General features: G+C 63.2%; 19 protein-coding genes. 10 read left to right on the top strand and 9 right to left on the bottom strand.

What is annotated here, in order from left to right; translation table 11 throughout:
- Positions 1–7 precede the first annotated feature (7 nt).
- The gene (gene glsA, locus ACFRFQ_RS19430) at positions 8–1,834 is read right to left on the bottom strand and encodes a glutaminase A (protein WP_378660981.1); all 1,827 of its coding nucleotides are present in this window, start codon (positions 1,832–1,834) and stop codon (positions 8–10) included.
- A gap of 251 nt (positions 1,835–2,085) precedes the next feature.
- Here glsA and dxs point away from each other — a divergent pair, with 251 nt between their 5' ends.
- On the top strand, positions 2,086–4,023 hold the full coding sequence (gene dxs / locus ACFRFQ_RS19425) for a 1-deoxy-D-xylulose-5-phosphate synthase (RefSeq protein WP_378660978.1): 1,938 nt from the start codon (positions 2,086–2,088) through the stop codon (positions 4,021–4,023).
- A gap of 86 nt (positions 4,024–4,109) precedes the next feature.
- On the opposite strand, the gene ACFRFQ_RS19420 is transcribed toward dxs, so the two are convergent.
- The 3 genes from ACFRFQ_RS19420 to ACFRFQ_RS19410 all read right to left on the bottom strand — a co-directional run bounded on the left by ACFRFQ_RS19420 (position 4,110) and on the right by ACFRFQ_RS19410 (position 7,582).
- Complete coding sequence (locus ACFRFQ_RS19420; protein WP_378660976.1) at positions 4,110–5,552, bottom strand: sugar porter family MFS transporter; 1,443 nt, start codon at positions 5,550–5,552, stop codon at positions 4,110–4,112.
- 162 nt (positions 5,553–5,714) lie between these two features.
- On the bottom strand, positions 5,715–6,179 hold the full coding sequence (locus tag ACFRFQ_RS19415; RefSeq protein WP_378660973.1) for an SRPBCC family protein: 465 nt from the start codon (positions 6,177–6,179) through the stop codon (positions 5,715–5,717).
- A gap of 65 nt (positions 6,180–6,244) precedes the next feature.
- A complete protein-coding gene (locus ACFRFQ_RS19410) occupies positions 6,245–7,582 on the bottom strand; it encodes a lipase family protein (protein ID WP_378660970.1) in 1,338 nt (445 codons plus the stop codon).
- Between the two features lie 338 nt (positions 7,583–7,920).
- Between ACFRFQ_RS19410 and ACFRFQ_RS19405 the strand changes: the two genes are divergently transcribed.
- Positions 7,921–8,472 (top strand): TetR/AcrR family transcriptional regulator, encoded by a 552-nt coding sequence (locus ACFRFQ_RS19405; RefSeq protein ID WP_378660968.1) that lies wholly within the window; start codon positions 7,921–7,923, stop codon positions 8,470–8,472.
- 168 nt (positions 8,473–8,640) lie between these two features.
- Positions 8,641–10,230, top strand: a complete 1,590-nt coding sequence (locus tag ACFRFQ_RS19400) for a GMC oxidoreductase (RefSeq protein ID WP_378660966.1) — start codon at positions 8,641–8,643, stop codon at positions 10,228–10,230.
- Between the two features lie 89 nt (positions 10,231–10,319).
- Here the strand turns inward: ACFRFQ_RS19400 and ACFRFQ_RS19395 are convergent, their stop codons facing one another.
- The 5 genes from ACFRFQ_RS19395 to ACFRFQ_RS19375 form a co-directional block, all read right to left on the bottom strand.
- On the bottom strand, positions 10,320–12,425 hold the full coding sequence (locus ACFRFQ_RS19395) for a 3-hydroxyacyl-CoA dehydrogenase NAD-binding domain-containing protein (RefSeq protein ID WP_378660963.1): 2,106 nt from the start codon (positions 12,423–12,425) through the stop codon (positions 10,320–10,322).
- Entirely contained in the window at positions 12,426–13,646 is a 1,221-nt protein-coding gene (locus ACFRFQ_RS19390; RefSeq protein WP_378660961.1) for a thiolase family protein, read from the bottom strand.
- 161 nt (positions 13,647–13,807) lie between these two features.
- On the bottom strand, positions 13,808–15,121 hold the full coding sequence (locus ACFRFQ_RS19385) for an HRDC domain-containing protein (RefSeq protein WP_378660958.1): 1,314 nt from the start codon (positions 15,119–15,121) through the stop codon (positions 13,808–13,810).
- An 11-nt stretch (positions 15,122–15,132) separates the two neighbouring features.
- Positions 15,133–16,572, bottom strand: a complete 1,440-nt coding sequence (locus tag ACFRFQ_RS19380; RefSeq protein ID WP_378660956.1) for a wax ester/triacylglycerol synthase family O-acyltransferase — start codon at positions 16,570–16,572, stop codon at positions 15,133–15,135.
- A 62-nt stretch (positions 16,573–16,634) separates the two neighbouring features.
- A complete protein-coding gene (locus ACFRFQ_RS19375; protein WP_033234757.1) occupies positions 16,635–17,225 on the bottom strand; it encodes a DUF3000 domain-containing protein in 591 nt (196 codons plus the stop codon).
- Positions 17,226–17,406: 181 nt separating this feature from the next.
- Between ACFRFQ_RS19375 and hemE the strand changes: the two genes are divergently transcribed.
- The 7 genes from hemE (at position 17,407) to ACFRFQ_RS19340 (ending at position 24,417) form a co-directional block, all read left to right on the top strand.
- Positions 17,407–18,504 carry a uroporphyrinogen decarboxylase gene (hemE, locus tag ACFRFQ_RS19370; protein ID WP_378660953.1) on the top strand — a complete coding sequence of 366 codons (1,098 nt, stop codon included), beginning with the start codon at positions 17,407–17,409 and terminating at the stop codon, positions 18,502–18,504.
- The gene (locus tag ACFRFQ_RS19365) at positions 18,501–19,862 is read left to right on the top strand and encodes a protoporphyrinogen oxidase (RefSeq protein WP_378660950.1); all 1,362 of its coding nucleotides are present in this window, start codon (positions 18,501–18,503) and stop codon (positions 19,860–19,862) included. The genes hemE and ACFRFQ_RS19365 overlap by 4 nt, the downstream gene beginning before the upstream one ends.
- A 4-nt stretch (positions 19,863–19,866) precedes the next feature.
- Positions 19,867–20,562, top strand: coding sequence for a hydrogen peroxide-dependent heme synthase (gene hemQ, locus ACFRFQ_RS19360; protein WP_033234754.1), 696 nt, complete (start codon positions 19,867–19,869; stop codon positions 20,560–20,562).
- Between the two features lie 48 nt (positions 20,563–20,610).
- A complete protein-coding gene (locus ACFRFQ_RS19355) occupies positions 20,611–22,887 on the top strand; it encodes a molybdopterin-dependent oxidoreductase (RefSeq protein ID WP_378661579.1) in 2,277 nt (758 codons plus the stop codon).
- A gap of 84 nt (positions 22,888–22,971) precedes the next feature.
- On the top strand, positions 22,972–23,451 hold the full coding sequence (locus tag ACFRFQ_RS19350) for a YbaB/EbfC family nucleoid-associated protein (RefSeq protein WP_378660947.1): 480 nt from the start codon (positions 22,972–22,974) through the stop codon (positions 23,449–23,451).
- Positions 23,444–23,755, top strand: a complete 312-nt coding sequence (locus ACFRFQ_RS19345) for a WXG100 family type VII secretion target (protein WP_378660944.1) — start codon at positions 23,444–23,446, stop codon at positions 23,753–23,755. Before ACFRFQ_RS19350 ends, ACFRFQ_RS19345 begins: the two co-directional genes overlap by 8 nt.
- A complete protein-coding gene (locus ACFRFQ_RS19340) occupies positions 23,755–24,417 on the top strand; it encodes a hypothetical protein (protein ID WP_378660941.1) in 663 nt (220 codons plus the stop codon). Before ACFRFQ_RS19345 ends, ACFRFQ_RS19340 begins: the two co-directional genes overlap by 1 nt.
- The last annotated feature ends 12 nt before the right edge of the window (positions 24,418–24,429 follow it).

Raw genomic sequence — 24,429 nt, 5'->3', positions numbered from 1 at the left:
AATTCTCCTATCCGATGCGTCCGGCACCGATGACGCTGCGCAAGGTCATGTCGAGTTGTTCGTAGGCTCCGGACGCCAGGTTTTCCAGTAGTGCAAGTTTGAGTTCCGGTGCCGCAGAAGTGAGTTCGCTGTAGCGTGCAGTCGTGAGGACGGCAACAACGACGGTGGTGTCGGCGCGGACGTCGTTGAGGAAGCGGGTGTCCAGGAACATCGTCATCTCACCGAAAGTCATTCCAGCGGACAACGTGGCGATCCGGTGCCGGGCGCCCTGGACATCGGTGAACGTCGTGGTTACCTGGCCTTGCAGGATGAGGTAGAAACCCGATGCGGGATCACCACGGCGGGCGATAGTCTCACCCCGCGCATAGGTTCGATTCTCGAGTTGTGAGACGAAGGCAGACACTTGCTGCGGTGACAACGCGTCCAGGACGGGGTGGTTCTCGATCGACAGACTTGTCGGTTGGCGCTGCTGCGAGCAATGGATCGTCAGTAGGGCATCCTCGCACCAGGCCATCGCCGAGTCGAGATCCGCGAAGACCCGTCCGCCGCGCTGGCGGGGATCGATGCTCGAACTCGCCTGACCGAGAAGTCCGGCCGGGTCCACCAGAGCCACGGCGCAACCCCGTTCGGCCAGTTGAGTCCGCAGCGCCGTGATCATGCGAATCGCCACGTCGCTGGCGTCGTCGACCCGGCGGACGTCGATCACCACCACTTCGAGCCCCTCGTCCACCGAACCGATCTCGCGTACAGCTGATTCCGCGCCGGTGAACAGAAGATCGCCGTGCAATTCGTAAACCCGGCTTCGTTTGCCGACGTCGTCGAGCACTGCTTGCTCTGTGGGTGTCCGCCGTACCCGTGACGGAGCTTCCGTCACGGTGTACCGCGCCCGGATCGACGACCTCGCTGCTCGCGTCACATGCAGGAAGTGAAGCTCCAATTCCTTGGACAGTGCTTTTGCCGCGGCGATGCCACGAACGCTGTTTCCGTGAGCATCGAGCCGGGGGGAGTAGACGGCAATTCCGATCTGCCCGGGAAGCACTGCCATGACGCCGCCGCCGACGCCACTCTTGGCGGGCAACCCCACCTCCACCAGCCACTTCCCGGCGCCGTCGTACATTCCACACGTCGACATGACACTGAGGACCTGTTCGACGCCGACGGCGGTGAGCGCGCGCTCACGGGTCAGGGGATTGACACCGTTGTTTGCCATTGTTGCGGCCATCAGGCTCAAGTCGCGACAGGTCACGTCGATGGAGCACTGACGAAAGTACAGATCGACCGCGTCGTTGGGGTCGCCGGAGATCACGTCGAACGAGCGCAGCATGTGTCCGATCGCGCGATTGCGATGTCCGGTGCGCGCTTCGGAGTCGTAGACGGCTTCGTTGAACGGCAACTGCCGGCCGGCGTAGCGCGAATACGCTGCGCGAATGCGTTCGAACCGGGTTGCCTGATCTGCGCCCGCCACCAACGAAGCCGCGGTGATGGCGCCTGCGTTGATCATCGGATTCCGCGGGCGTTCGGTCAGGGGGTCGAGACTGATTTCGTTGAACGGCTCACCGGATGGTTCGACGTCGATCTTCTCGGCAACCGCGTCGGCGCCGCGATCGGCGAGAGCCAGCGCGTACGTAAATGGTTTGGAGATCGACTGGATCGTGAACGGGTGCCGGGAATCACCGATTTCGTAGACGTATCCGTCGATAGTGGCGAGACAGATCCCGAACGAATCGGGGGCGACTGCGGCGAGTTCGGGGATGTAGTCCGCGACTTCTCCGGCATCGAGTGATCGGACTTCGTCGAAGACTCGGGCGATCAGATCGTCTACCACGTTTCCCATAGGAAGACTGTAAGCCGAGAGGTTCGACAATTTGTGGTTGCAGAGCGGGCGAAGACAAGATCTGTCATCCGATTTGTCTGTGATTGCAATCACGAACCGTCGGCTGGCGGTGCTGTTACTCGAAGTCACAGGTGAATACCGCCGAGTCCGCGTGTCGGTTCGCGACAACGCTCCGTAGACTGACAGAACTGTCGCACAGACAGCCGCGGCGCGCACCGGTGCAGCTGTGAAGCACGGAAGGAGCGATCTCGTTGGGTGTTCTTGCCCGCATTCAGGGTCCTGACGATCTGCGTCAGTTGAGCCACGCCGAGGTTTCGGAGTTGGCTGACGAGATTCGTGAGTTCCTGGTGCAGAAGGTCGCTGCTACCGGTGGTCACCTCGGTCCCAATCTCGGAGTTGTCGAACTGACACTCGCCCTGCATCGAATTTTCGATTCCCCGCAGGACGCCATCATCTTCGACACCGGACATCAGGCGTATGTCCACAAGATCCTCACCGGCCGCAAGGATCAGTTCGGCACCTTGCGTAAACAAGGCGGTTTGTCGGGGTACCCCTGCCGCGCGGAGAGTGAACACGACTGGGTCGAGTCCTCCCACGCGTCAGCCGCCCTGTCCTATGCCGACGGTTTGGCCAAGGCGTTTGCTCTGACCGGTCAAGATCGTCACGTCGTCGCCGTTGTCGGCGACGGTGCGCTCACCGGCGGAATGTGTTGGGAAGCCCTCAACAACATCGCGGCCGGCAAAGATCGCTCCGTGGTGATCGTCGTCAACGACAACGGTCGCTCGTACGCGCCCACCATCGGTGGACTCGCCGATCACCTCTCCGCGTTGCGGACCGCCCCGAGCTACGAGCGGGCGCTCGACAACGGTCGCAGGATGGTCAAGAAGCTTCCGTGGGTGGGACGCACGGCGTACTCCGTCCTGCACGGAATGAAAGCCGGGCTCAAAGACGCGGTCAGCCCGCAGGTCATGTTCACCGACCTCGGTATCAAGTACCTCGGCCCCGTCGACGGACATGACGAGCCGGCCATGGAATCGGCGTTGCGCCGGGCCAAGGCCTACGGCGGACCGGTGATCGTTCATGCCGTCACCCGCAAGGGCAACGGTTACGCACATGCCGAGAACGATGTCGCGGATCAGATGCACGCAACCGGGGTTATCGATCCCGTGACCGGTCGGTCCGACAAGACGCCGGCACTCGACTGGACATCGGTCTTCTCCGCCGAATTGATCGAGCAGGCTTCGCGCCGCGAGGACATCGTGGCGATCACAGCCGCAATGGCCGGCCCCACCGGCCTGGCCGCGTTCGCGGAAAAGTTTCCTGACCGCATGTTCGACGTCGGTATCGCCGAGCAGCATGCAATGACGTCAGCGGCCGGACTGGCACTCGGCGGGTTGCATCCTGTGGTCGCGATTTACGCGACCTTCCTCAACCGCGCCTTCGATCAGCTGCTCATGGATGTTGCACTCCTGAAGCAGCCGGTGACGGTCGTCCTCGACCGCGCCGGCGTCACCGGCGTCGACGGCGCCAGCCATAACGGTGTCTGGGACTTGTCTCTGCTCGGCATCATTCCCGGAATTCGTGTTGCTGCCCCACGCGACGCCGTCACGCTCCGTGAAGAATTGGACGAGGCGCTCAAGGTCGACGACGGTCCGACCGTCGTCCGGTTCCCGAAGGGTGCTGTCCCCGAGGGGATTCCGGCGATCAAGCGGCTCGACGGCCTAGATGTGCTTCGCGAATCCGAGGGCGATCGCGGCGATGTGCTCCTCGTTGCGGTGGGACCATTTGCATCGTTGGCACTCGCGATCGCCGAACGACTCGACAAGCAGGGCATCGCAGTGACCGTCGTCGATCCGCGGTGGGTTCTGCCCGTCTCGGACGCATTGGTGAAGCTGGCCGACCAGTTCGCGCTTGTTGTCACTCTCGAAGACGGTGGAGTGCACGGTGGTATCGGTTCGACGGTCTCCGCTGCGTTGCGCGCTGCCGGTGTTCACACCGCGTGCCGCGACATGGGTGTGCCGCAGCAATTCCTTGATCACGCCTCGCGAGAAGCTATCCATCAGGAGTTGGGTCTCACGGCGCAGGACCTGTCGCTGAAGATCACGGGTTGGGTCGCAAGCATGGGCGGCTCAGCCGTTCATGTTCGAGACGACGCGCCCGCACGCGGCGACGCGCCCGCACAGGGCTGAGTAGAAACGTCAAACGTATCGGCACTGCTGGGAATTGCTTCTCAGCAGTGCCGATACGTTTATGGCTGGGATGTGGCTTGTCGGTGTTATTGCACCGATTCGAGTGTGCTGCCCCGCGTTTCCTTCACGAATCTCAGCACCACGAACAGGGACAGCAGTGCCATCACCGCGTAGCCGCCGTAGGTGAGCGACAGATTCCAATCGGCCAGTGACGGGAAGGTCCAGGACACCAGGAAGTTGGCGACCCAGTTTGCTGCGGTGGCGAGTCCGACTGCCGTGGCACGCACTCGGTTGGGGAACATCTCGGAGATGAGGACCCAGACGACCGGTCCCCACGACAGTGCAAAGAAGAACACGAAGGCGTTCGCGCCGATGAGCGCGATGGTGGCGTTGGCGCCGCTCAGTGTCGCGACGGACTCGCCGATCTCGTTCTTCGTTACTGTTGCCGAATGGAAACAGATAGCCGCTGTTCCGAGTGAGATCGCCATACCGGCGGAACCGACCAGCAGCAACGGCTTTCGCCCGACGCGGTCGATGACGGCAATCGCGACGAAGGTGCCGATGATGTTGACCAAGGCACTGACGACGCTGATCAGGAGCGAGCGGTCTGCGCCGAATCCGACGGCCTGCCACAGCGTGCTGGAGTAGTAGAAGATGACGTTGATTCCGACGAACTGCTGAAGCGCGGCCAATGCTATGCCGAGCCAGACCAAGTACGAGACACCGAGGCGCTTCGAGAAGAGCTCACGCACAGTGGTTTTGGCCTGCTTGAGTTTGAGAGACTCGCGAATCTCCTCCATCCGGCCGGTGACGGCTTCGTCGTCGCCGCCTTCGAGGTCGGAGATGATCTTGCGGGCGCGGTCGTCCTTGCCCTGAGCGACGAGGAAACGAGGAGATTCCGGGATCGTCGTGGTCATGACGAGATAAAGCAGCGCAGGTACTGCCTCGAGCATCAGCATCCACTGCCAGGCTTCGAGGCCGGCAATCTGGTTGCGAGCGCCACCCGCCGCGGCTTGGAGTGCGTAGTTGACCAACTGCGACACCGCAATTCCGAGCACGATGGCCAGCTGATACATCGAACCGAGGCGGCCACGGATAGCGGCCGGCGAGATTTCCGCGATGTATGCCGGTGCGATCACCGACGCAAAACCGACTGCGACACCGCCGACCACACGCCAGAACGTGAGGTCGTAGACGCTGAACGGAACCGCAGAACCGACGGCGCCGACAACAAACAGCACTGCCGCGATCTGCATGACACGGATCCGACCGAGCCGGTCGGCGAGTGATCCCGCTATCCAGGCACCCAAGGCCGCGCCGAGCAGGGTCAGTGACACGGTTAGTCCGGTGGCACCGGCACCGATGTCGTACTTGTCGCGGATCGCTCCGACTGCTCCGTTGATGACAGCTGTGTCGTATCCGAAAAGGAAGCCGCCGAGTGCGGCAGCGCCGGCAAAGAGAACTGCATGTCCGACGGCAGCGCGTGTAGCGCCGGAACCGCCACTGTCGGTGGTACCGCTGAATGCCATTCCTGCCCCCTTCGGGCCAAGTGAACTACGCCCCGATGCGTCGTCCGTGTATGAAGCACTCTGGACGCTACGCCCACCGTGGGCGATTTGGCGGCTAGTCGAGTCTTGTTATCCACCTGAGTTGTTCGGGACATTCGTCCAGTCGGCGATTGCGCGTCATGTTCAGGCGGTCCGTTCGGCCTTTGCGGCGAAGTCAGCAAGGTCGGCGGCCATCATCTTTCGGGTGATCCGAAGTCCGAGGCGTCCGAGTACGGCACCGAGGACCTTGGACGCGGCGGACTGGGACTCGGAAACACCGGCGAAGTTCATTGCGAGCAGCGTGCCGCCGGGAACGGGCTTCAGCGTGAACCCGGACGTGTAGTCCATGCCGTTCGAATGCGCTTTCACCACAGTGCGGGTGGGCGCGTCGACCTCTACGACCCACATTTCCTCGGTTGCTTCCTTGCCCATGAGTTTTCGGGTTTCACGCCACCGGGTGCCAACGGCGTACCCCTCACCGGCGAGCCGTTCGATACGGCTCACGCCGGTGAGGGTGTCGACGGCACCGTCGAGGTCGGTGACGACCTTCCATACGGTGTCCACGGGTGCATGGACAACTCTGGTCACGGTTGTCGCTAGTTCGGCCATGCGGAGAGCCTAGGTCGCGGCACCGACAAACGCGCGGCTACTTCAACCGACGATGACGTCGGCGATCAGTCGAACTGGCAGCCACCGACCGGCACGCCGTTCAATCGATCCCGGAGGTAGTCGAACGCGTTGTTCGGGCCGAATCCGTCGATGATCTCCGGGCCGAAGTGATTGGCAAACGTTGTGCCGGGCGCGATCGGTGGCAGGACGTTGGTCCGGAAAGTGACCGTGGCACCCCGCGAACACCATGTCTCGGCCAGCGCCCGTGCCTGCGCGTATGGAATGGTGTCGTCGTTGATTCCGCTGGTCACGAGAACGGGGGAGGCCGGCGTCAGGTTACCGATCTGTTGTTCGTCGAGAATGGTTGCGGCTTCGGGGATCTCGTCGAGATGCTCGAGGAGAGGTCGGCCGTCGACGGTCAGCGCGTCGGTGCGCATGAAGGGGTGCTTGACGATGATGTCACCGACACATTCGGTGGACAGTTGATCGAGAAGGGCGCGCCCTTGCGGGGTGATCCGCTGGTCCAACGACGCATTCAGTTCGGGATAACGCGCGAGTAGCCCGTTGATGTTGAATCCGACAACACCGCCGATCAGGTTGCCGTCGATCTGTCCGAGTACCGATCGCAGATCGGGCGGGGGAGCGCCCGCCCAGGTTCCCGCGAGGTTGAGTTCCGGTGCGTAACTCGGCTGGAGCTCGGCCGCTGCGGCAGCCGCTCCGCCGCCCTGCGAGTATCCCCAGAACGCCAGGGGAGTATCGGAGCCGGTTCCACTGAGAATGTTTGCCGCCCGGGCGGCGTCGAGCATGGCGTGCGCTTCTTCGATTCGATTGACGTATGTGTGGACGCCGGGGGTGCCCAGACCGATGTAGTCAGTGACAAAAACGCGGGCCCCCAATGCATTCCAGGTTCCGGCGGAGAACAGTTCCTGATTTGCGGACATCGACAGCGGATCGGTCTGGATCAGCAGTGCGTCGGGAAAAGCCCGCGACGGCGCGCATTGGTCACCTTGACCCATCGTGCCTGGCCCGATGACAACAGTGGGTCGCTCGCCGCTGCCCTGCCACGGCTTCGACGTGTCGATGTAGGTGCCCGTCACCGCGGTGGGCGTGCCGTCCTGAAGCCGTGACGTATACATCACTCGTTGCGCTGGGGCCGGCCACGGACCGTTGTACTCGGGCAGTGATGCTCGGAGCGTCATCGGTTCGGTGCGAATGACGCTGCCGGGAACGGTCGAGAAATCCTCGGGCGGTTGATAGAACTCGGGGATCGCTGGAGCAGCGGCGGCAGGGCTGATCGCGGTGACGGCACAGAGTGATGTTGCAACGACGGACATGCCGACCAGTGCGGCAACCCGGAATCGCCGAGTGGACGTGCGCCGAAACGCTGCGGACAAATTGTTCATGGATGCCTCTCGATGCGTGTCGAAGACAGCGCGCGAGTTGCTGCGATCGACCTGAAGAAGTGTGAAAGACGGTCCTCGACAGAGGCCCGCTTGCCGTATCGGATCGCCGGACGCGTAGGTGCGGCAATCGATCTCGGCAGTGCTCGGAAGTGTGGTGCGGAGCTCACCCCTATGAGCTACCGGCGAGTAACAACATAGCCCATAATTTCGTGAACTGGGTCACGAAAGTGCGATTTTGCCCAGAAATCTTCTCGAACGGTCCGTAAATCGTCGTGACCTGCGGGCTTGTCGCGATCCAGGTTTGGGTGAATCGGGTGCTGATAGGCGATAATTTCCCGGTGCGGTCGCAGCAGAAGATCCTGAACGCCACGCTTCGACTGATCGAGGGTGGCGGGTTCGAGGCCGTCAACATGGCTGCGATTGCTCACGAGGCTGGTGTGTCGCGCCAAACCGTCTACTCCAACTTCGGGTCCCGTGAAGAAGTTGTGTCCAAGGCGATGTCCGATCTCACGGTCGAGATGTTGAGTGGCATCAAAGCGCGACTGGCTGCGGTGGAAAGCGCCTGCGAATACGTCGTCGAATTCATCGTGGCCTCGCGGGCGGAGGTGCGGGCTCACCCAGTGCTGACAACATTGTTGCTCGCCGAACGAGGTGATCCGGTGTTCTCGGTAGAGATGATGGATCGGGCTAAACCTGTTGCACACGAGTTTCTTTCACCCATCGTGGAGCGAGGGCTCGCAACGGAGGAGGAGTTGGACGGCATTATCGAAATTGCCGTCCGCCTGGGGTTATCGGTCATCGCGTTCGACAGCGAGTCCATTCATTCCGACGACGATCTACGGACTTTTCTTACGCGGTGGCTGCAGCCCGCTATGGGTTCCACTGACTAGGTTGTAGCTTTCTCTTCAACTATTCTTGACACTTTTCCGCAAAGTGTCTAGTTTTGGACTCGCTCGGTTGTTCTGTCCATACGGAATTAGGCACTGCCCCCTGATTTTCTGGTGCCCCGTGAATTTTCGCCGCCGGCTGATTCGGCGAGTCACCAAGGGAGCACAGCTATGTCTGCACTGAAACGGCGAGCCTTTCTGTCCGGGGCTGCCGCGGCAATGGCCGCAGTGGCCATACCGAGTGTTGCTCGGGCCGGTAGCGCTGCCAGAACCGTGGGAGTCCCGCTCACCCGCGAAGAACACCGCGTTGTGGTGATCGGTTCGGGATTTGGCGGCGGCGTGACCGCGCTGCGGCTGGCTGAGGCCGGTGTTCCGGTTACATTGCTGGAGAGGGGAATTCGATGGCCGTCCGGCCCCAATGCCGAGACATTTCCCCATCCGGCCAATCCTGACAAGCGGATCCTGTGGCACCAGTCCAATCCGACGCTCTTCGGGAGACCGGTTGCATTCGAGCCGTACGCAGGGTTGCTCGAGACGGTGTCCGGCGAGAACATGACCTCGATCTGCGCCGCTGGAGTTGGCGGCGGATCGTTGGTGTACCAGGGCATGACACTGCAACCTGCAGAATCCGTCTTCAACGCGCACTTTCCCGAGCAGTTGGACTACGCGACGATGGATCGCGTCCACTATCAGCGCGTCGCATCCATGCTGCAACTCGCAGTAGCTCCGGACGAGTTGGTCGAGAGCCCCAATTACGAGGCTGCCCGTGTATTCGCCCGCAATGCAACACGTTCCGGGCTTCCGGTGTCGAAGATTCCGATGCCGATCGACTGGAATTTTGCACTGGCCGAGCTGCGCGGGGAAATGAAGGCCTCGTACACCAATGGCGATGGCGCACTAGGCGTGAACAACGGCGGCAAGCATTCGGTGGACGTCACCTACATCGCCGCAGCAGAAGCCACAGGATTGGTGAAAGTCGAGACGCTGCATCAGGTCACCGATGTCGAACGCGCGGAAGACGGCCGGTGGCGGGTATACGTGAACCGCACTGACACGTCCGGGCGGGTGCTCGAGAACAAGATCCTGACGACAAAGGCGCTGGTCATGACTGCGGGCAGTGCCAACACCACAAAGTTGCTTGTGCGGGCCGGTGCACAGGGGCGGATTCCCGATCTGCCGGACGAGTTGGGCGGTGGCTGGGGCACCAATGCCGACCGCATCTACATCTGGTCCGACCCCACCGAGAATTTCGGTAGCACCCAGGGCGGTCCGGTTGTCTACGGAAGTCGGAACTGGGACGATCCGAACTCCGCGTTCACCGTCATTCAGGCGTCGTTCCCACCGGTGCCGTTCGATGCGCACAGCACAGTGATGGTCGGATTCGGTGTCAGCAAAGACAGAGGCCGGTTTGTGTACGACTCCGCGCGGGACGAGGCAGTGCTCCGCTGGCCGAAGGACGGCGACTCTGCAATCCAGCAAGGTCACATCGGGCCGGCCGCCCACAAGATCGCCGGGACGACCGGCCTCCTCACCGACACGAATGCGCTGCTGTCGTCGACGTGGCATCCGCTCGGCGGCGCGTGCATGGGAACGGTCTGCGACCTCGAGGGCCGAGTGCATGGCCAGCGTGGGTTGTACGTGCTCGACGGTGCCTTGATGCCCGGCACTGCCGCCGCCTGCAATCCGTCGATGACTATCGCGGCCGTCGCTGAGCGGGCCCTCGACTACATCGTGAAAGAGGATGTCGGAACGGTGTTTTGAGTTACTGGCTAGTTTGAGCTGTTGCACTGACGCGAACGGCGCACCCGGAAAATTCGGGTGCGCCGTTCGGCTTTGTCTGTGCGAGAAGATCAGACGCTGGCAACACCAGGCGCGAGGAAGCGCTTGCCGTTGACTGCTTCGGAGGTGCCGGTTCGGTCCAGGTACGGTGTGATTCCGCCGTTCCAGAATCCGAATCCGCCGCCGAGCAGCAGGCAGAGGTCGATGTCCTCGGCTGCCGCTACAACGCCCTCGTCGAGCATGATCTGGATTTCCTCGGCGAATGCACGACGGGTGCGCTCGAGAACCTCTTCCGAGGTGGATGCCTTGTCGCCCTGCGGCCACAGTGCTGCAACCTCGGGGTCGACGGCCTGACCGTTCTCGCCCCAGGTCCACACGCCGGGCTTGCGGGCCTCGACGAGTGCTTCGAGTCCGGGTGAGCTCTTGAACCGGTCCGGGTACGACGCCTGCAGAGTCTCACCGGTGTGCAGTGCCACGGCGGGTCCGACGAGGGCGAGCAGGGTGAACGGCGACATGGGCATGCCGAGTTCGGCGATGGCGTTGTCGGCGACGTCGAAGGGGGTGCCTTCGTCGACGGCGGACATGACCTCACCCAAGGTGCGGGTGACGAGGCGGTTGAAGACGAAGCCTGCCTTGTCGCCGCACAGGACGGCGGACTTCTTCAGTGACTTTGCGGTGGCGAAAGCCGTTGCGAGCGTTGCGTCGTCGGTCTTTTCGCCCCTGATGATCTCGAGGAGGGGAAGAACGGCAACCGGGTTGAAGAAGTGGAAGCCGACCACGCGCTCGGGATGCTCGAGCCCGGACGCCATCTCAGTGATGGAAAGTGACGAGGTGTTGGTCGCGAGGATCGTTTCGGGAGCGATGAACTGCTCGAGTTCCGCGAAGACCTTCTTCTTGACGTCCATGTTCTCGAAGACGGCTTCGATGACGAAGTCGGTCTTGGCGAACGCGGCCTTGTCGAGCGAGCCGGAAACGAGTGCCTTGAGGCGGTTCGCGGCGTCGGGGGACAGGCGTCCCTTGCCGAGGAGCTTGTCGATCTCGGTGTGGACGTAGCCGACACCCTTGTCGATGCGCTCTTGGTCGATATCGGTCAGGATGACCGGCACCTTGAGCTGGCGGACGAAGAGCAACGCCAGCTGGCTGGCCATGAGGCCGGCACCGACGATGCCGACGCCGTTGACCTTGCGGGCCAGCGAACGGTCCGGCGCTCCGGCGGGTCGCTTGGCGCGCTTGTTCACCAGGTCGAAGGCGTACAGGCCGGCGCGGAGTTCGTCGGTCAGGAGGAGATCGGCCAGAGCCTCGTCCTCGGCCGCGAAGCCCTTGTCGAGCGAAGCAGCATCGGTGATGTCGGTGCTGCGAGCGAGTTCGAGCAGCTCGACGGCCTTGACGGCGCCGGGCGCGTTGCCCTTGGTCTTGCCGACGACGATTGCCTTCGCGCGTGCGATCGCGTCGTCCCAGCCCTGGCCGCGATCGATCTCGGGGCGAGCGGGGGTGACAGTGCCGGCGAGAACCTGCGACGCCCAAGCGAGGGACTGCTCGATGAAGTCGGCGGAGTCGAGAACGACGTCGACGACGCCGAGTTCGAGTGCCTTCTTGGGGGAGAGCACCTTGTTCTGGTTCAGCGAGTTCTCGATCACCACGGTGACGGCGTTGGACGGGCCGACCAGGTTGGGGAGCAACTGCGTTCCGCCCCATCCGGGGACCAGACCGAGGAATGCTTCCGGCAGGCCGAGCGCGCCTGCGTTGGCGGCAACCGTGCGGTAGTGGCTGTGCAGGCCGACCTCGAGGCCGCCGCCCAGAGCGACACCGTTGATGAAGGCGAACGTGGGAACGGACGACTCACGCAGGCGTCGGAACACCTTGTGGCCCAAGCGGCCCAGCTCGAGTCCCTGCTCACGTGAGGTGATAGCGGGAACACCCTTGAGGTCCGCGCCGGCGGCGAAGATGAACGGCTTGCCGGTGACGGCGATGGCAACCGGGTTGGCTGCAAAGGCTTCGTCGAGGGCAGCGTCGAATGCTGCGAGTCCGCCGGGACCGAAGGACGACGGCTTGGTGTGGTCGAAGCCGTTGTCGAGGGTGATCAGTGCAAACGGGCCCTCGATGCCGGGAACCGAGATGATCTTGGTGTACGCGTTCGTCACGACCTCGTCGGCGAATGCTGTTGCAATATCAGACATTTAGTTAACTCCTGCCTGGTAGTCAGCGTGGTTCGGGTTCTCCCAGATAACGGTGCCACCCATGCCGAGGCCGATGCACATGGTGGTCAAGCCGTAGCGCACGTCGGGGCGCGTCGCGAACTGGCGGGAGAGCTGCGTCATCAGGCGCACACCCGAGGAAGCGAGGGGGTGGCCACACGCGATGGCGCCGCCCCACTGGTTGACGCGCGGGTCGTCGTCGGCGATTCCGTAGTGCTCGAGGAAGGCGAGGACCTGAACGGCGAACGCCTCGTTGATCTCGAAGAGTCCGATGTCCTCGATCTTCAGGCCGGTGCGGGCCAGGAGCTTCTCGGTGGCGGGAACCGGTCCGATGCCCATGACGGCGGGGTCGACGCCCTGGTAGGCGAAGCCGACCATGCGCATGCCGACGGGCAGGCCGAGTTCGGCTGCGGTGTCCTCGCCGGCGAGCAGGGCGGCGGTGGCGCCGTCGTTGAGCCCGGCGGCGTTACCGGCGGTGATGCGTCCGGCGGGGCGGAACGGCGTCTTGAGCTTCGCGAGGTCTTCGACGGTGGTTCCGGGGCGCGGCGGCTCGTCCTCGGTGGCGAGGCCCCAACCGGCTGCGCTGCGGGTCGCGACGGGAACCAGGGTGTCGGCGATGAAGCCGGCCTTCTTGGCGGCGTCGTACTTGTTCTGGCTGTTGACGGCGTAGGCGTCCGTGCGGTCCTTCGTAATGGTCGGGAACCGGTCGTGCAGGTTCTCGGCGGTGTTACCCATCACGAGGGCGCTCGGATCGACCAGGCGGTCGGCGAGGAAGCGCGGGTTGGGATCTGCGCCCTCACCCATCGGGTGGTGACCCATGTGCTCGACGCCACCGGCGACAACAACGTCGTACTGGCCGAAGCCGATGCCAGACGCGGTGGTGGTGACGGCGGTCATCGCGCCGGCGCACATGCGGTCGATGGCAAATCCGGGGACGGTCTCGGGCAGGCCGGCGAGGATCGCGGCGGTGCGGCCGATGGTCAGTCCCTGGTCACCGGTCTGAGTGGTGGCTGCGATCGCCACTTCGTCGATCCGCGCGGGATCCAGCTGCGGGTTGCGACGAAGCAGTTCGCGGATGGCTTTGACGACGAGGTCGTCTGCACGCGTCTCGGCGTACATGCCCTTGGGGCCTGCTTTGCCGAACGGGGTGCGAATGCCGTCGACAAAGACGACGTTGCGTTGGTTGTGTGTGGATGGAGCCACGCGAATTCCTCCTGATGGAGATGCCCACCACGCGCTGGGCGGATGGGACTTACGGTTCGGCAATCACGGCCAAGCGTCCGGCCTTGTGACAAGCGTACTACTGCCCATTACTCGCCGGTAACTTAACGTGTCGAATTGCTCCACCCACCCGCGTGGTCGCGTCAGGATTCTCCGGTTTCCGCTGCTTCCGCTTCGGCCGGGGGCGCGTCGCTCTCCGCCGGAACCACCGAGTTCAGCGCCTCGGCGAGGACCGGGACGGTGAGTGTTCGCTGCCACGCGCGAGCGCCACCGGACGTGAGCTTCGTCTCGATCGCATCGGTGACAACGGCGATGTCGGATGCCGGCTCGATCGTCCAGTCCCAGCACAGGCGACGGACCAGATCCGGTTGCAGCAGATTCTCGACCGGGACCGACACCTCGGAACTGAGATCCGACAGCGCGGCGCGGGCCGCGGTCAGACGATCGGCGGCGGCCGGATCTTGACGTGCCCAGCGGCCGGGAGCCGGCGGGCCGATGTTCGGCGGAGTCTTCGGCGGAAGCTCGCTGTCCGGCAGGGCCCGAGCCGATTCCAGCGCCGACATCCAGATCCGTGAGTAGCGTCGTTGCCTCGGTCCGCCGAATACGGGCAGCGACCGCAGCGCGTCCATCGACCGGGGATCCTTGAGCGCCGCGTCGATGATCGCCGAATCCGGCAGCACTCGGCTGGGAGAGACGTCGCGCTTGCGTGCGAGATCTTCACGCGCCTGCCACAGTGCCCGCACAGCGGCCAATTGGCGAGTGGTCTTCAGGGACGTGATGTGCGACGTGCGACGCCAACGATCCGGCTTCGGCTTCGGGGGACCGGCAAGTCGAATGTGCTCGAATTCTTCTTTCGCCCAATCCAATTTGCCTTGCGCACGCAGTTCGGCTTCCATGGCGTCGCGCAATTCCAGAAGCACTTCGACGTCGAGCGCAGCGTAGTTCAGCCACGGCGGCGGCAGTGGCCGCGTCGACCAGTCGGCGGCGCCGTGGCCCTTGCGAAGTTCGACGTGCAACGTGCGTTCCACGATCGCGGCCAGACCGACCCGTTCGAATCCGGCCAGTCGGCCTGCCAACTCCGTGTCGAAAAGTACAGCCGGATACAACCCCAGTTCGGCAAGGCCTGGCAGATCCTGATCCGCGGAATGCAGAACCCACTCCAGGGGGTTGATCGCCTCAGCCAGCGGTGCCATGTCCGCAGCGGTGGGGATCGGATCGATCAGAAACGATCCAGCGCCCTCGCGTCGGAGCTGAATCAGATACGCGCGGGCTGAGTACCGGAACCCCGACGCACGCTCGGCGTCAACAGCCAAAGGCCCCGTGCCCGCCGTCAATTCAGCGGCAGCCTTCGCGACTCCGTCGGCGGTGGTGATGACATCCGGCACGCCGTCACGCGGTACGAGGAGTGGTTCGACATCGGACGTGGGCTCGGTTGCATCATCGGTGACTTCGGACATGATCGATAACTCTACGTCGCAGGGGGCGTCGTGGTTGCGCAACCTTCCCCGTTACTTTCGTCGTCGCCTGTCTCGGCCGCTCCCAGGAGTTCGTCGAGTGCCAGGGCGAATCCTTGCGCGAGTTCGTGCAATTGGGGTGCCAAGTCTGTGCAACTGACAATTCCCACATCTACATTGCCGTCGAGCGACATCACCGTCACATTGAGTCCGGCACCGTGAAAGATAGGTCCCAGTGGGAACATTCCCGTAATGCGTGCGCCCAGGAAGTACAGCGGAACCGGCGGACCGGGAACGTTCGACACGACAAGATTCGACACAACCGGGTGGCGTTCCGCCAGCTTGAGTGAGGAGTAGACGCGCATTGCGGCGCCGAAAACTGCGGGCGACGCAAATTGTGACCAGTCTTGAAGCATGTTTGCGCCCAGCGCCTCGTTGTGGTTTTTCGAGGTCGCGTTGTATTCGCTGATCGCCCGCAAACGGGCCAGCGGGTCGGCGATCTGGGTGCCCAGTTGCGTGAACATGCCGGAGATCTGGTTTGTGCCCGCCCGGTCGGATTTTCCGTGAACAGACACGGGAACCATTGCGACCAACGAATCGGCGGGAAGCTCACCCCGCTCGTCGAGGTAGTTGCGCAACGCTCCGGCACACAGCGCAAGGACGACATCGTTGACCTTGACGCCGTGCCGGTCCTTCACAGCTTTCACTTTGGCCAGGTCGAGTTGGGTGAAGGCGATATTGCGATGCCCGGTGATGGCGCCGTTGAATGACGTTCGAGGGGCAGTGAACGGCGCGGGCATCGCCGTGCCCTTGCGGGCGCGGGTTACCCATTTGGGCAGCATCGCTATACCTCCGGGCACGAGGCGCGCCAGCCGTGCAGGCCTGGAAATCACTGCGAGGAGGCCTCCGACAGCGATATCGAGTGTGCCGGCGTCACCGGCGCTCTCGGCTGTGGTGTCCACCAAAGCGGGCGATTCCGGTTCCAGACTGCACAGTTGAGCCAGGATGTTGGCACCGGTGATGCCGTCTGCGGCGCTGTGGTGGATCTTCGACATGACGGCGATGGTTCCGTCGGCAAGTCCTTCGATGACCCACATCTCCCACAGTGGACGGGAGCGGTCCAACGGTTGGCTCGCGATATGTCCCGCAAGTTCTGCCAGTTCGTCGTGGCCACCCGGCGCGGGTACCGACGTGCGATGGCAGTGGCGTTCGATGTCGAAGTCGTGGTCGTCCACCCAGACGGGGTAGTCGAGGTTCAGGCGTGAATCTTTCAGCTTGCGCCGGAACGTCGGCATCGCTGCCATGCGGGAGTCCAACTCGCCGAGAAGTGATCGATAGCGGTACCCGCCGGGGATCGTCGACGGGTCCAGTATCACCAGGCCGCAGACGTGGAGTAGCTGTGTCGACGTTTCCAGGTAGAGGAAGGTGGCATCAAGTCCGCTGAGGCGCTGCATCTGCCAATTTTAGAACGGGTTCTAGTTAAATTTGGGTGGAATCATCAAACCGGACCAGGGGATCAGTCATTCTTTCGCGACAATTCCGTTACCCCGGCAGGTGGCAGGCCTGCGGCGTAGGCCAGTACCTCGCAGAAGGCCTCTACGTGATGTCCCAATTCCGTGGATGTGGCAGTCCACGAGGCCCGGAGTTCAAGTTGATGTGCCCGCGGAGGCCCGGCGATGTCGCCGTAGCGGACCGACGTCGTTGCCGTGACCGTGCCGCCGAGCGCAACAAACGGAGCGCCGCCGGCTTCGAGGGCGTCCACCAGCCAACTCCACGCAACTTCGGGCAACAGTGGATCAGCAGCGAGTGATTCGTCGAGATCGGCTTGGATGTAGGCGACCAGACGCATGGTGCCGTTCCAGGCCTCGTCGCCGTCGGGGTCGAAAAGCAGGATGAGCCGACCGAACGCGTCGCCTTCCGATTGTTCCGAGACGGTGTCCGATTCCGGATGGAGCACCTCGGCGCCGATCGCATGGCTGTACGGCGCGAGTCGTTGTGGCGGGCGAATCGGACCGACTTCGATCTCGGACCGGACCTGTGCTGAGCCCATTGCGGCGATTGCGGCACGAAATTCGGCCGGGTCAGCGGTGGATCCGGAAGTTGTCACAGGTCAGGACGTTAGTCGGGGAAAAGGTCCCTGAGGTGGAGGCGCGCCGATCAACTGTGACGCGGCCCGCAGAGTTAAGTGTGAGCACCGTCACGAAATGTGACGTGGACGTTTCTGCCCGCTGAACATGGCAGCATTGGGAGCGGTCGAATACACATGTTGGCGGAGAGCGCGAGGATTGATGAGCGGGTTGGACAACTTGAATTCAGGCACCATCGGGTCTGCGGAGTACAGCGCACGGCGCGTGCTTCCGGATGCGCCGTTGTTGGCGGCGGCCACCGGTCGGAAGCCGGTGCGGCGTCCGGTGTGGTTCATGAGGCAGGCCGGCCGCTCGCTTCCCGAGTATCGCGAGATCCGCGCCGGAATCGGAATGTTGGAATCCTGCTTCGATCCTGCGTTGGTCTGTGAGATCACGATGCAACCGGTCCGCCGCCACGACGTCGACGCCGCAATCCTCTTCTCGGACATCGTGGTGCCGTTGAAGGCGGCCGGAATCGACCTCGACATCGTTGCCGGTGTCGGTCCGGTGGTCGCCAATCCCGTTCGGTCGATCGACGATGTCGCGTCCCTGCCGCGGTTGGTGCCCGACGAGGTCGGTGCAATTGCGCAAGCTGTGCGTCTGCTCACCGCCGAGTTGGGTTCGGTGCCGCTGATCGGATTTGCCGGTGCGCCATTCACCTTGGCGTCGTACCTGGTCGAGGGTGGACCGAGCCGCAATCACGAGAAGACCAAGGCGCTCATGCTGTCGGATCCCGCGACGTGGCATCAGCTCCTCGGCAAGATCGCCGACATCACCATTTGTTTCTTGCAGGCGCAACTCCATGCCGGTGTCGACGCTGTTCAGCTGTTCGATTCCTGGGCTGGGGCCCTCTCGCTCGCGCAGTACCGCGAGTTCGTATTACCGCACTCCGAGCGCGTGCTGGCCGAGGTGGCGAGCGCCGGTGTGCCGCGCATCCACTTCGGTGTGGGTACCGGTGAACTGCTCGGCGCGATGGGTGAAGCCGGAGCCGACGTCGTCGGCGTCGACTGGCGTATTCCGCTCGACGTCGCCGCGACGCGGGTCGGCCCGGGCAAGGCGCTGCAGGGCAACCTCGATCCGGCAGTACTGTTCGCAGGTCCCGAGGCGGTTGACCGCGAGGTCAGGCGCATCGCGGCTGAAGGTGACCGCGCGATCGAGGCCGGCGCGATCGGGCACATCTTCAACCTCGGACACGGTGTTCTTCCGGACACAGATCCGGCGGCAATCACGGCGGCGGTGGAGCTGGTGCATTCACTGTGACAACAACTCGGCCGTCGGTAGCGGTGATCGGGGGCGGAATCTCCGGTCTGGTCGCCGCCTACCGGCTTCGCCGAAGCCTGGGAGGTGACGCGGCGATCACGATCGTCGACCACAGTCCCAGGCTGGGCGGTAAGTTGCGCACGGTTGATCTCGGCGCCGGGCCGATCGATGTCGGCGCCGAGGCGTTCATTGCGCGTCGGCCCGAGGTTCCGGCGCTTCTCGCCGAGCTCGGTCTCACCGACCAGATCGTCTATCCGGCCGGACGCACTCCGCTGATCTGGTCGCAGGACTCGTTGCATCGCCTCCCCACCGGCACGTTGATGGGCATTCCGGCGAGTGTCGACGCGGTCGAAGGTCTTGTCGACGACGCAACTCTGGCGCGGATCTCGGCCGAACCCGATCGCCGAATCGACTGGACTCCCGGTTCTGATAGCAGTGTGGCGCAACTTGTTTCGGATCGCTACGGCGATCAGGTTGTCGCCCGTTCGGTCGATCCGCTGCTCGGGGGTGTGTACTCCGGGTTGGCGGAGAACATCGGAATACGGGCCGCCTTGCCGACCCTCGCGGCTGCATTGGACGCGGGGGCGCAGAGTCTGTCGGAGGCCGTGACAGCGGCGCTCCCGACGCCGGCTCCCGGGCCGGTATTCGGTGCATTGAAGGACGGTTACGGAGTGCTCCTGGATGCACTTCGGGAGGCAGCCGCCGCACGGGTCGTTCATGCGGAGGCCGGGATCGTTCGCGCCGACGGCAGCCGCTGGTTCCTGGATCCGGTTGGCGCGGTCGACGCGATTGTTCTGGCAATTCCCGCGCCGCACGCCGCAGTGCTCCTGGCTGACGTCGCGCCGGAGGTCGCCCGGATCGCGGCTCGAATCGAGCTTGCGTCGTCGGCTGTCGTGGCGATGCGTCTGCCGGGCACTGTCGAGTTGCCGGAGAACTCCGGGATCCTCGTCGCGACGGACGCGGATCTGACGGCCAAGGCATTCACGCTGTCCAGTCGCAAGTGGACGCATCTCGCCGATCGGGGCGAGCATCTTGTACGGGCGTCGTTCGGCCGCTTCGGCGCCGCGGACATCGTCGATCACCCGGACGACGAACTGATCGCACTCGCTCGCACCGATCTTGCGACAGTGACGGGAATCACTGTGGATCCGGCGGCGTCCTTTGTCCAACGTTGGCATGGGGGACTGCCGCAGTACGCACCAGGTCACGTGCAGAAAGTGGCCGAAATCGAACAGCTGCTGGCAACGCTGGACGGTATCGAGGTGGCCGGTTCGTGGCTTCACGGCGTCGGCGTTCCGGCGTGTGTTGCCACTGGCACGACGGCGGCGACACGGATTTTCGAACGGGTGGCACGATAGAGGTATGGCACGCCTTGATTTCGACAAACTGAACTCTGAAATCCGATACCTCATGTTCTCCGTGTTCCAGGTGGAACCCGGTGTGCTGGGCGACGATCGGGAAGCTGCGGTCAAGGACGCCCGCTTGTTCTTCGAAGGTCTCGAAGACAAGGGCGTCGTGGTTCGCGGAATCTACGACATCGCCGGCATGCGCGCAGACGCAGACTTCATGATCTGGACCCATGCGGCCAGCATCGAGCAGCTGCAGGCCGCGTACTCGGACTTCCGTCGCACCACGACGCTGGGCAAGATCAGCGCTCCGGTGTGGAGCAACTCCGCCGTGCACCGTCCGGCCGAATTCAACAAGAGCCACGTGCCGTCGTTCATCGCGGGCGAAGATCCGGGCGACTACATCTGCGTCTACCCGTTTGTGCGCTCGCTCGAGTGGTACCTGCTTCCGGATGAGGACCGTCGTAAGATGCTCGCCGATCACGGTATGGCGGCACGCGGATACAAGGACGTCCGCGCCAACACGGTGCCGTCGTTTGCGCTCGGTGACTACGAGTGGATTCTGGCCTTCGAGGCACCGGAGCTCATCCGCATCGTCGACCTCATGCGTGACCTGCGCGCCACCGAGGCTCGCTTGCACGTGCGTGAAGAGGTTCCGTTCTTCACCGGACCACGTGTCGACATCGAGAAGCTGGTTCTTTCTCTTCCCTGATCGAAAGTAGCTGCTGTGGCCACCACGCCGAATCGGCGTCATCAGCACATGTCTCATTGGGGCATGTTCACTGCCGAATCGGTAGCCGGCGAAGTCACTGCGGTGCATCCGTACGAGGGAGATTCGAATCCTTCGCCGATGCTCGGCAACTTCGCCGGTTCGGTGCGCAGTCGCAGCAGAGTGGCCGGCCCGGCGGTGCGCCAGGGCTGGCTCGAGAACGGTCCCGGCCCCACGGACAAGCGGGGATCGGAGGAGTTCGTCTCGGTGGACTGGGACGAACTGACAGAGCTGTTGGCCCGCGAACTGCGTCGGGTCGTCGACACTCACGGCAACAACGCCATCTTCGGTGGTTCGTACGGATGGGCCAGCGCCGGCCGATTTCACCACGCGCAGAGCCAGGTTCACCGATTTCTGAATCAACTCGGGGGTTACACCAAGTCGGTCCACAGCTACTCGCTCGGAGCAACGGGTGTCATCATGCCCCGGGTGGTCGGGACGCACAGCCAATTGTTCGAACGGTCCACGTCGTGGGACGTCATTGCGCGACATTCGGATCTGTTGGTGTGCTTCGGCGGGGTGCCGATCAAGAACACGGGCGTCAATGCCGGTGGTACCAGTGATCATCCGACCCGCGGCGCAATCGACGCCTTCCGTCGACGTGGCGGAAAGGTCGTTGCGATCAGTCCGTTGCGTGACGACGTCGACGGTGAGTGTGACTGGATCGCACCGATTCCCGGGACCGACGTAGCGATCATGCTGGCGCTGGCGTATGTCCTCGCTTCCGAGGATCTGCACGACGTCGCGTTCTTGAACCGATACTGCGTCGGCTACGAACGGTTCGAGGACTACCTGCTCGGACGAAGTGACGGTATCGCGAAGGATCCGCGCTGGGCCCAGGAGATTTCCGGAGTGTCCGCCGAGACTCTGGTCGACCTGGCCCGCCGCATGGCAACCGGCCGCACACTGGTTTCTGTCACGTGGTCACTCCAACGCATCAAGCACGGTGAGCAGGCCCCGTGGATGGGTGTGACCCTCGCCGCGATGCTCGGTCAGATAGGCCTTCCCGGAGGTGGGTTCGGGCACGGCTACGGTTCGATGAACGAGCCGGGAATGACGTCGATCCCATATCCACTACCTACCTTCCCGCAAGGACGAAATCCGGTCACGGACTTCATTCCGGTGGCGGCGGTCTCCGATCTCCTGCTCTCACCCGGCGAAGATTTCGACTACGACGGCAGACGCCTCACCTATCCCGACATTCGCCTGGTCTACTGGGCAGGCGGTAATCCGTTCCATCATCACCAGGACATTCCGAGGCTGCGGCGGGCGTTTGCACGTCCGGACACCATCGTCGTCCACGATCCGTACTGGACGCCAATGGCCAAAAACGCCGACATCGTGGTGCCCTCGACCACGTCATTCGAGCGCTCGGACCTCAGTTGTACGCGCAACGACGCGTTGCTGGTCGCGATGCACCAGGTCACACAACCGTTTGCAGGTGCTCGCGACGACTACGAGACCTTCTCGGCGCTGGCCGAGGCTCTCGGATTCGGTGACACGTTCACCGAGGGACGATCGTCGCAGCAATGGATCGAGCACCTCTACGGTCAGTGGCGGCCGAGCGTTGACGCGGACGGTGGCAACACGCCGTCGTTCGAGGATTTCTGGGCTGATGGCCACTACCGCATGCACACACGCGGCAACGAGGTGTTGTTCGGCGACTTCCGCGATAATCCCGAGAAGTATCCACTTGGCACACCCAGCGGGAAGATCGAGATCTTCTCCGAAACCATCGAATCGTTCGGTTACGACGACTGCGCCGGTCATCCGCGGTGGTACGAGCCGGACGAATGGCTGAAAGGTCCACGTGCGGAAGAATTTCCGCTGCATCTCATCGCCAATCAGCCCAAGACGCGACTGCACAGTCAGCTCGATCACGGTGCCGTGAGCCAGGCGTCGAAAATTCAGGGGCGAGAACCTATTCGGATGCATCCACGCGCAGCGGCCGAGCGGGGCATCGTCAGCGCGGACGTGGTGCGGGTGTTCAATGATCGCGGCGCGTGCCTGGCGGGTGTTGTCGTCGATGAGAACCTTCACCCCGGTGTTGTCCAACTCGCGACCGGTGCGTGGTACGACCCACTCGATCCGGCCGATCCTGACTCGCTGTGTGTCCATGGAAATCCCAATGTTCTGACCCCGGACGTCGGTACGTCGCGGCTCTCACACGGATGCACCGGACAGCACGTCTTGGTGCAGATCGAGAAGTTCGCAGGGGAACTTCCCCCGGTTCGCGCATTCGATCCGCCGGTGCTGAATCCGCGCTGACGGAACCGATCGAGGCCAGGCCGCGTCGAACTTGGTGAGCACCCGATATTCGGGTGAGCACGTCGATCGAGGTGGGGGCCCATCGTGAGTACAGCGGACTGGAATTCGACGCGGGGGAGATCGGAAGTTCTTCGCGGGCAGATCGATTCGATGATGGAGGATCTGCGCGAGCGAACGCGGTTGCTTGCGCTCGCGCAGGAGAAGATCGCGTTGTCGACTGCGTCGGCTCGGTCGGCTGACGGCTTGGTGGAGGTTGTCGTCAATGCTTCCGGAGCCGTTGTCGGCGTCAAATTTTCATCCGACGCGTGCGCGAAGTCGACGCCGAAAAAACTTGGTAACTCGGTGCTGTCGGCGTCGACGGCAGCGTCAGCGGACATGCGCCGGCAGAACGCGGAGATATTGAAGCCGTTCACCAGCGCGACGGCGTTGGATCTTCCGGATCTGATACCCGGAGCGCCCAGCGTGCGTGGTCTCGCCGCAGTGCCAGGGATACCCGACGACGTCAGGATCGACGATCGGCCGGATTGGGATCAGACCGTCCTGAGGAGCGCGGGCAATGTCTGAACTGTGGATCGATGTACAGGTTGTGCGGGCATTGGCACCCCGATTTGTACGACTCGCAGAGGATCTGGAGAGGTCGAGAGCGGATCTCGAACAAGAGATGACTGCCGAAGGTCCGAGTTGGGGAAGTGACGAGGCAGGCAGCACTTTTGCGGACGCGTATCTCCCGGGATCCGAGTCGGTGCTTGCCGGTATTTCGATGATGGCCGGCGTCATGCGGAATCTCACCGACGCGCTGTATCGGACTTCCGACAACTTCGAGGGCGTCGACGCAGAACTTGCCGACAATTTTGCCGGTGGTCTCTGATGGGAATCGAGATTCCGGGATACCTGCAGGCCGTTGCGAGTGTGGCGGTGGGTAGCGACTGGCCGCAGGGCGACGAGACGTCGTTGTGGCGATTGGGTGACGCGTGGACCGATGTCGCAGACCAGCTGACCAGTGCATCCACGGGCGGTGATGTCACGGTCCGAGGAGTGCTGACGGCAATCACCGGCGAGACGCATGATTCGCTTGACGGATTCTGGCAAGATTCCGGCGGCGTCGCTGATGTCTTCGATAGATTGATCGCTGCCGCAACGGAATTAGCGGAATCCTGTAATTCCACGGCAACGGACATCGAGTACACCAAACTTGCGATTATCGCGGCGTTGATCGCCTTGGCCATCGAGTTGGCGGCTATGGCAGCGGCTGCGATTCCCACTCTGGGCCTGAGTACCGTGGGCGCTGCGGCAGCGGAAGTCGCTTCCGTCATTACGGTTCGAATGTTGCTGCGGCAATTACTGATCGGGGTACTCGAAGCCGCTGCGGTGGAAGCAGCGTCGGCCGTCTTCTCCGGCCTGGCCATTCAGCTTGGCCAGATGACAATGGATCATCGCGAGTCCGTGGACGTCGGGAAGGTCGTGACCGAGGGGCGCGAGGGGTTTGTCACGGGCGCGGCGGACTCAGGCGCTCTGAACTGGAACTTCTGACGCCGCACCCGA

This window comes from Rhodococcus sp. NPDC056743 (assembly GCF_042790355.1).
In the GTDB taxonomy this organism is placed as follows: Bacteria; Actinomycetota; Actinomycetes; order Mycobacteriales; family Mycobacteriaceae; genus Rhodococcus_F.
The sequence above is the reverse complement of the archived record's forward strand: the minus strand, read 5'-3'. Positions and strand labels throughout refer to the sequence as shown.

Coding starts and splice junctions, on each gene's coding strand:
- glsA (WP_378660981.1), bottom strand. CDS start 1,834: ATGGGAAACGTGGTAGACGATCTGATCGCCCGAGTCTTCGACGAAGTC.
- ACFRFQ_RS19400 (WP_378660966.1), top strand. CDS start 8,641: ATGTCTGCACTGAAACGGCGAGCCTTTCTGTCCGGGGCTGCCGCGGCA.
- ACFRFQ_RS19380 (WP_378660956.1), bottom strand. CDS start 16,572: ATGCAGCGCCTCAGCGGACTTGATGCCACCTTCCTCTACCTGGAAACG.
- ACFRFQ_RS19420 (WP_378660976.1), bottom strand. CDS start 5,552: ATGGCATTCAGCGGTACCACCGACAGTGGCGGTTCCGGCGCTACACGC.
- ACFRFQ_RS19395 (WP_378660963.1), bottom strand. CDS start 12,425: ATGTCTGATATTGCAACAGCATTCGCCGACGAGGTCGTGACGAACGCG.
- ACFRFQ_RS19355 (WP_378661579.1), top strand. CDS start 20,611: ATGTCTCATTGGGGCATGTTCACTGCCGAATCGGTAGCCGGCGAAGTC.
- ACFRFQ_RS19410 (WP_378660970.1), bottom strand. CDS start 7,582: ATGAACAATTTGTCCGCAGCGTTTCGGCGCACGTCCACTCGGCGATTC.
- ACFRFQ_RS19340 (WP_378660941.1), top strand. CDS start 23,755: ATGGGAATCGAGATTCCGGGATACCTGCAGGCCGTTGCGAGTGTGGCG.
- ACFRFQ_RS19385 (WP_378660958.1), bottom strand. CDS start 15,121: ATGTCCGAAGTCACCGATGATGCAACCGAGCCCACGTCCGATGTCGAA.
- ACFRFQ_RS19345 (WP_378660944.1), top strand. CDS start 23,444: ATGTCTGAACTGTGGATCGATGTACAGGTTGTGCGGGCATTGGCACCC.
- hemE (WP_378660953.1), top strand. CDS start 17,407: ATGAGCGGGTTGGACAACTTGAATTCAGGCACCATCGGGTCTGCGGAG.
- ACFRFQ_RS19415 (WP_378660973.1), bottom strand. CDS start 6,179: ATGGCCGAACTAGCGACAACCGTGACCAGAGTTGTCCATGCACCCGTG.
- hemQ (WP_033234754.1), top strand. CDS start 19,867: ATGGCACGCCTTGATTTCGACAAACTGAACTCTGAAATCCGATACCTC.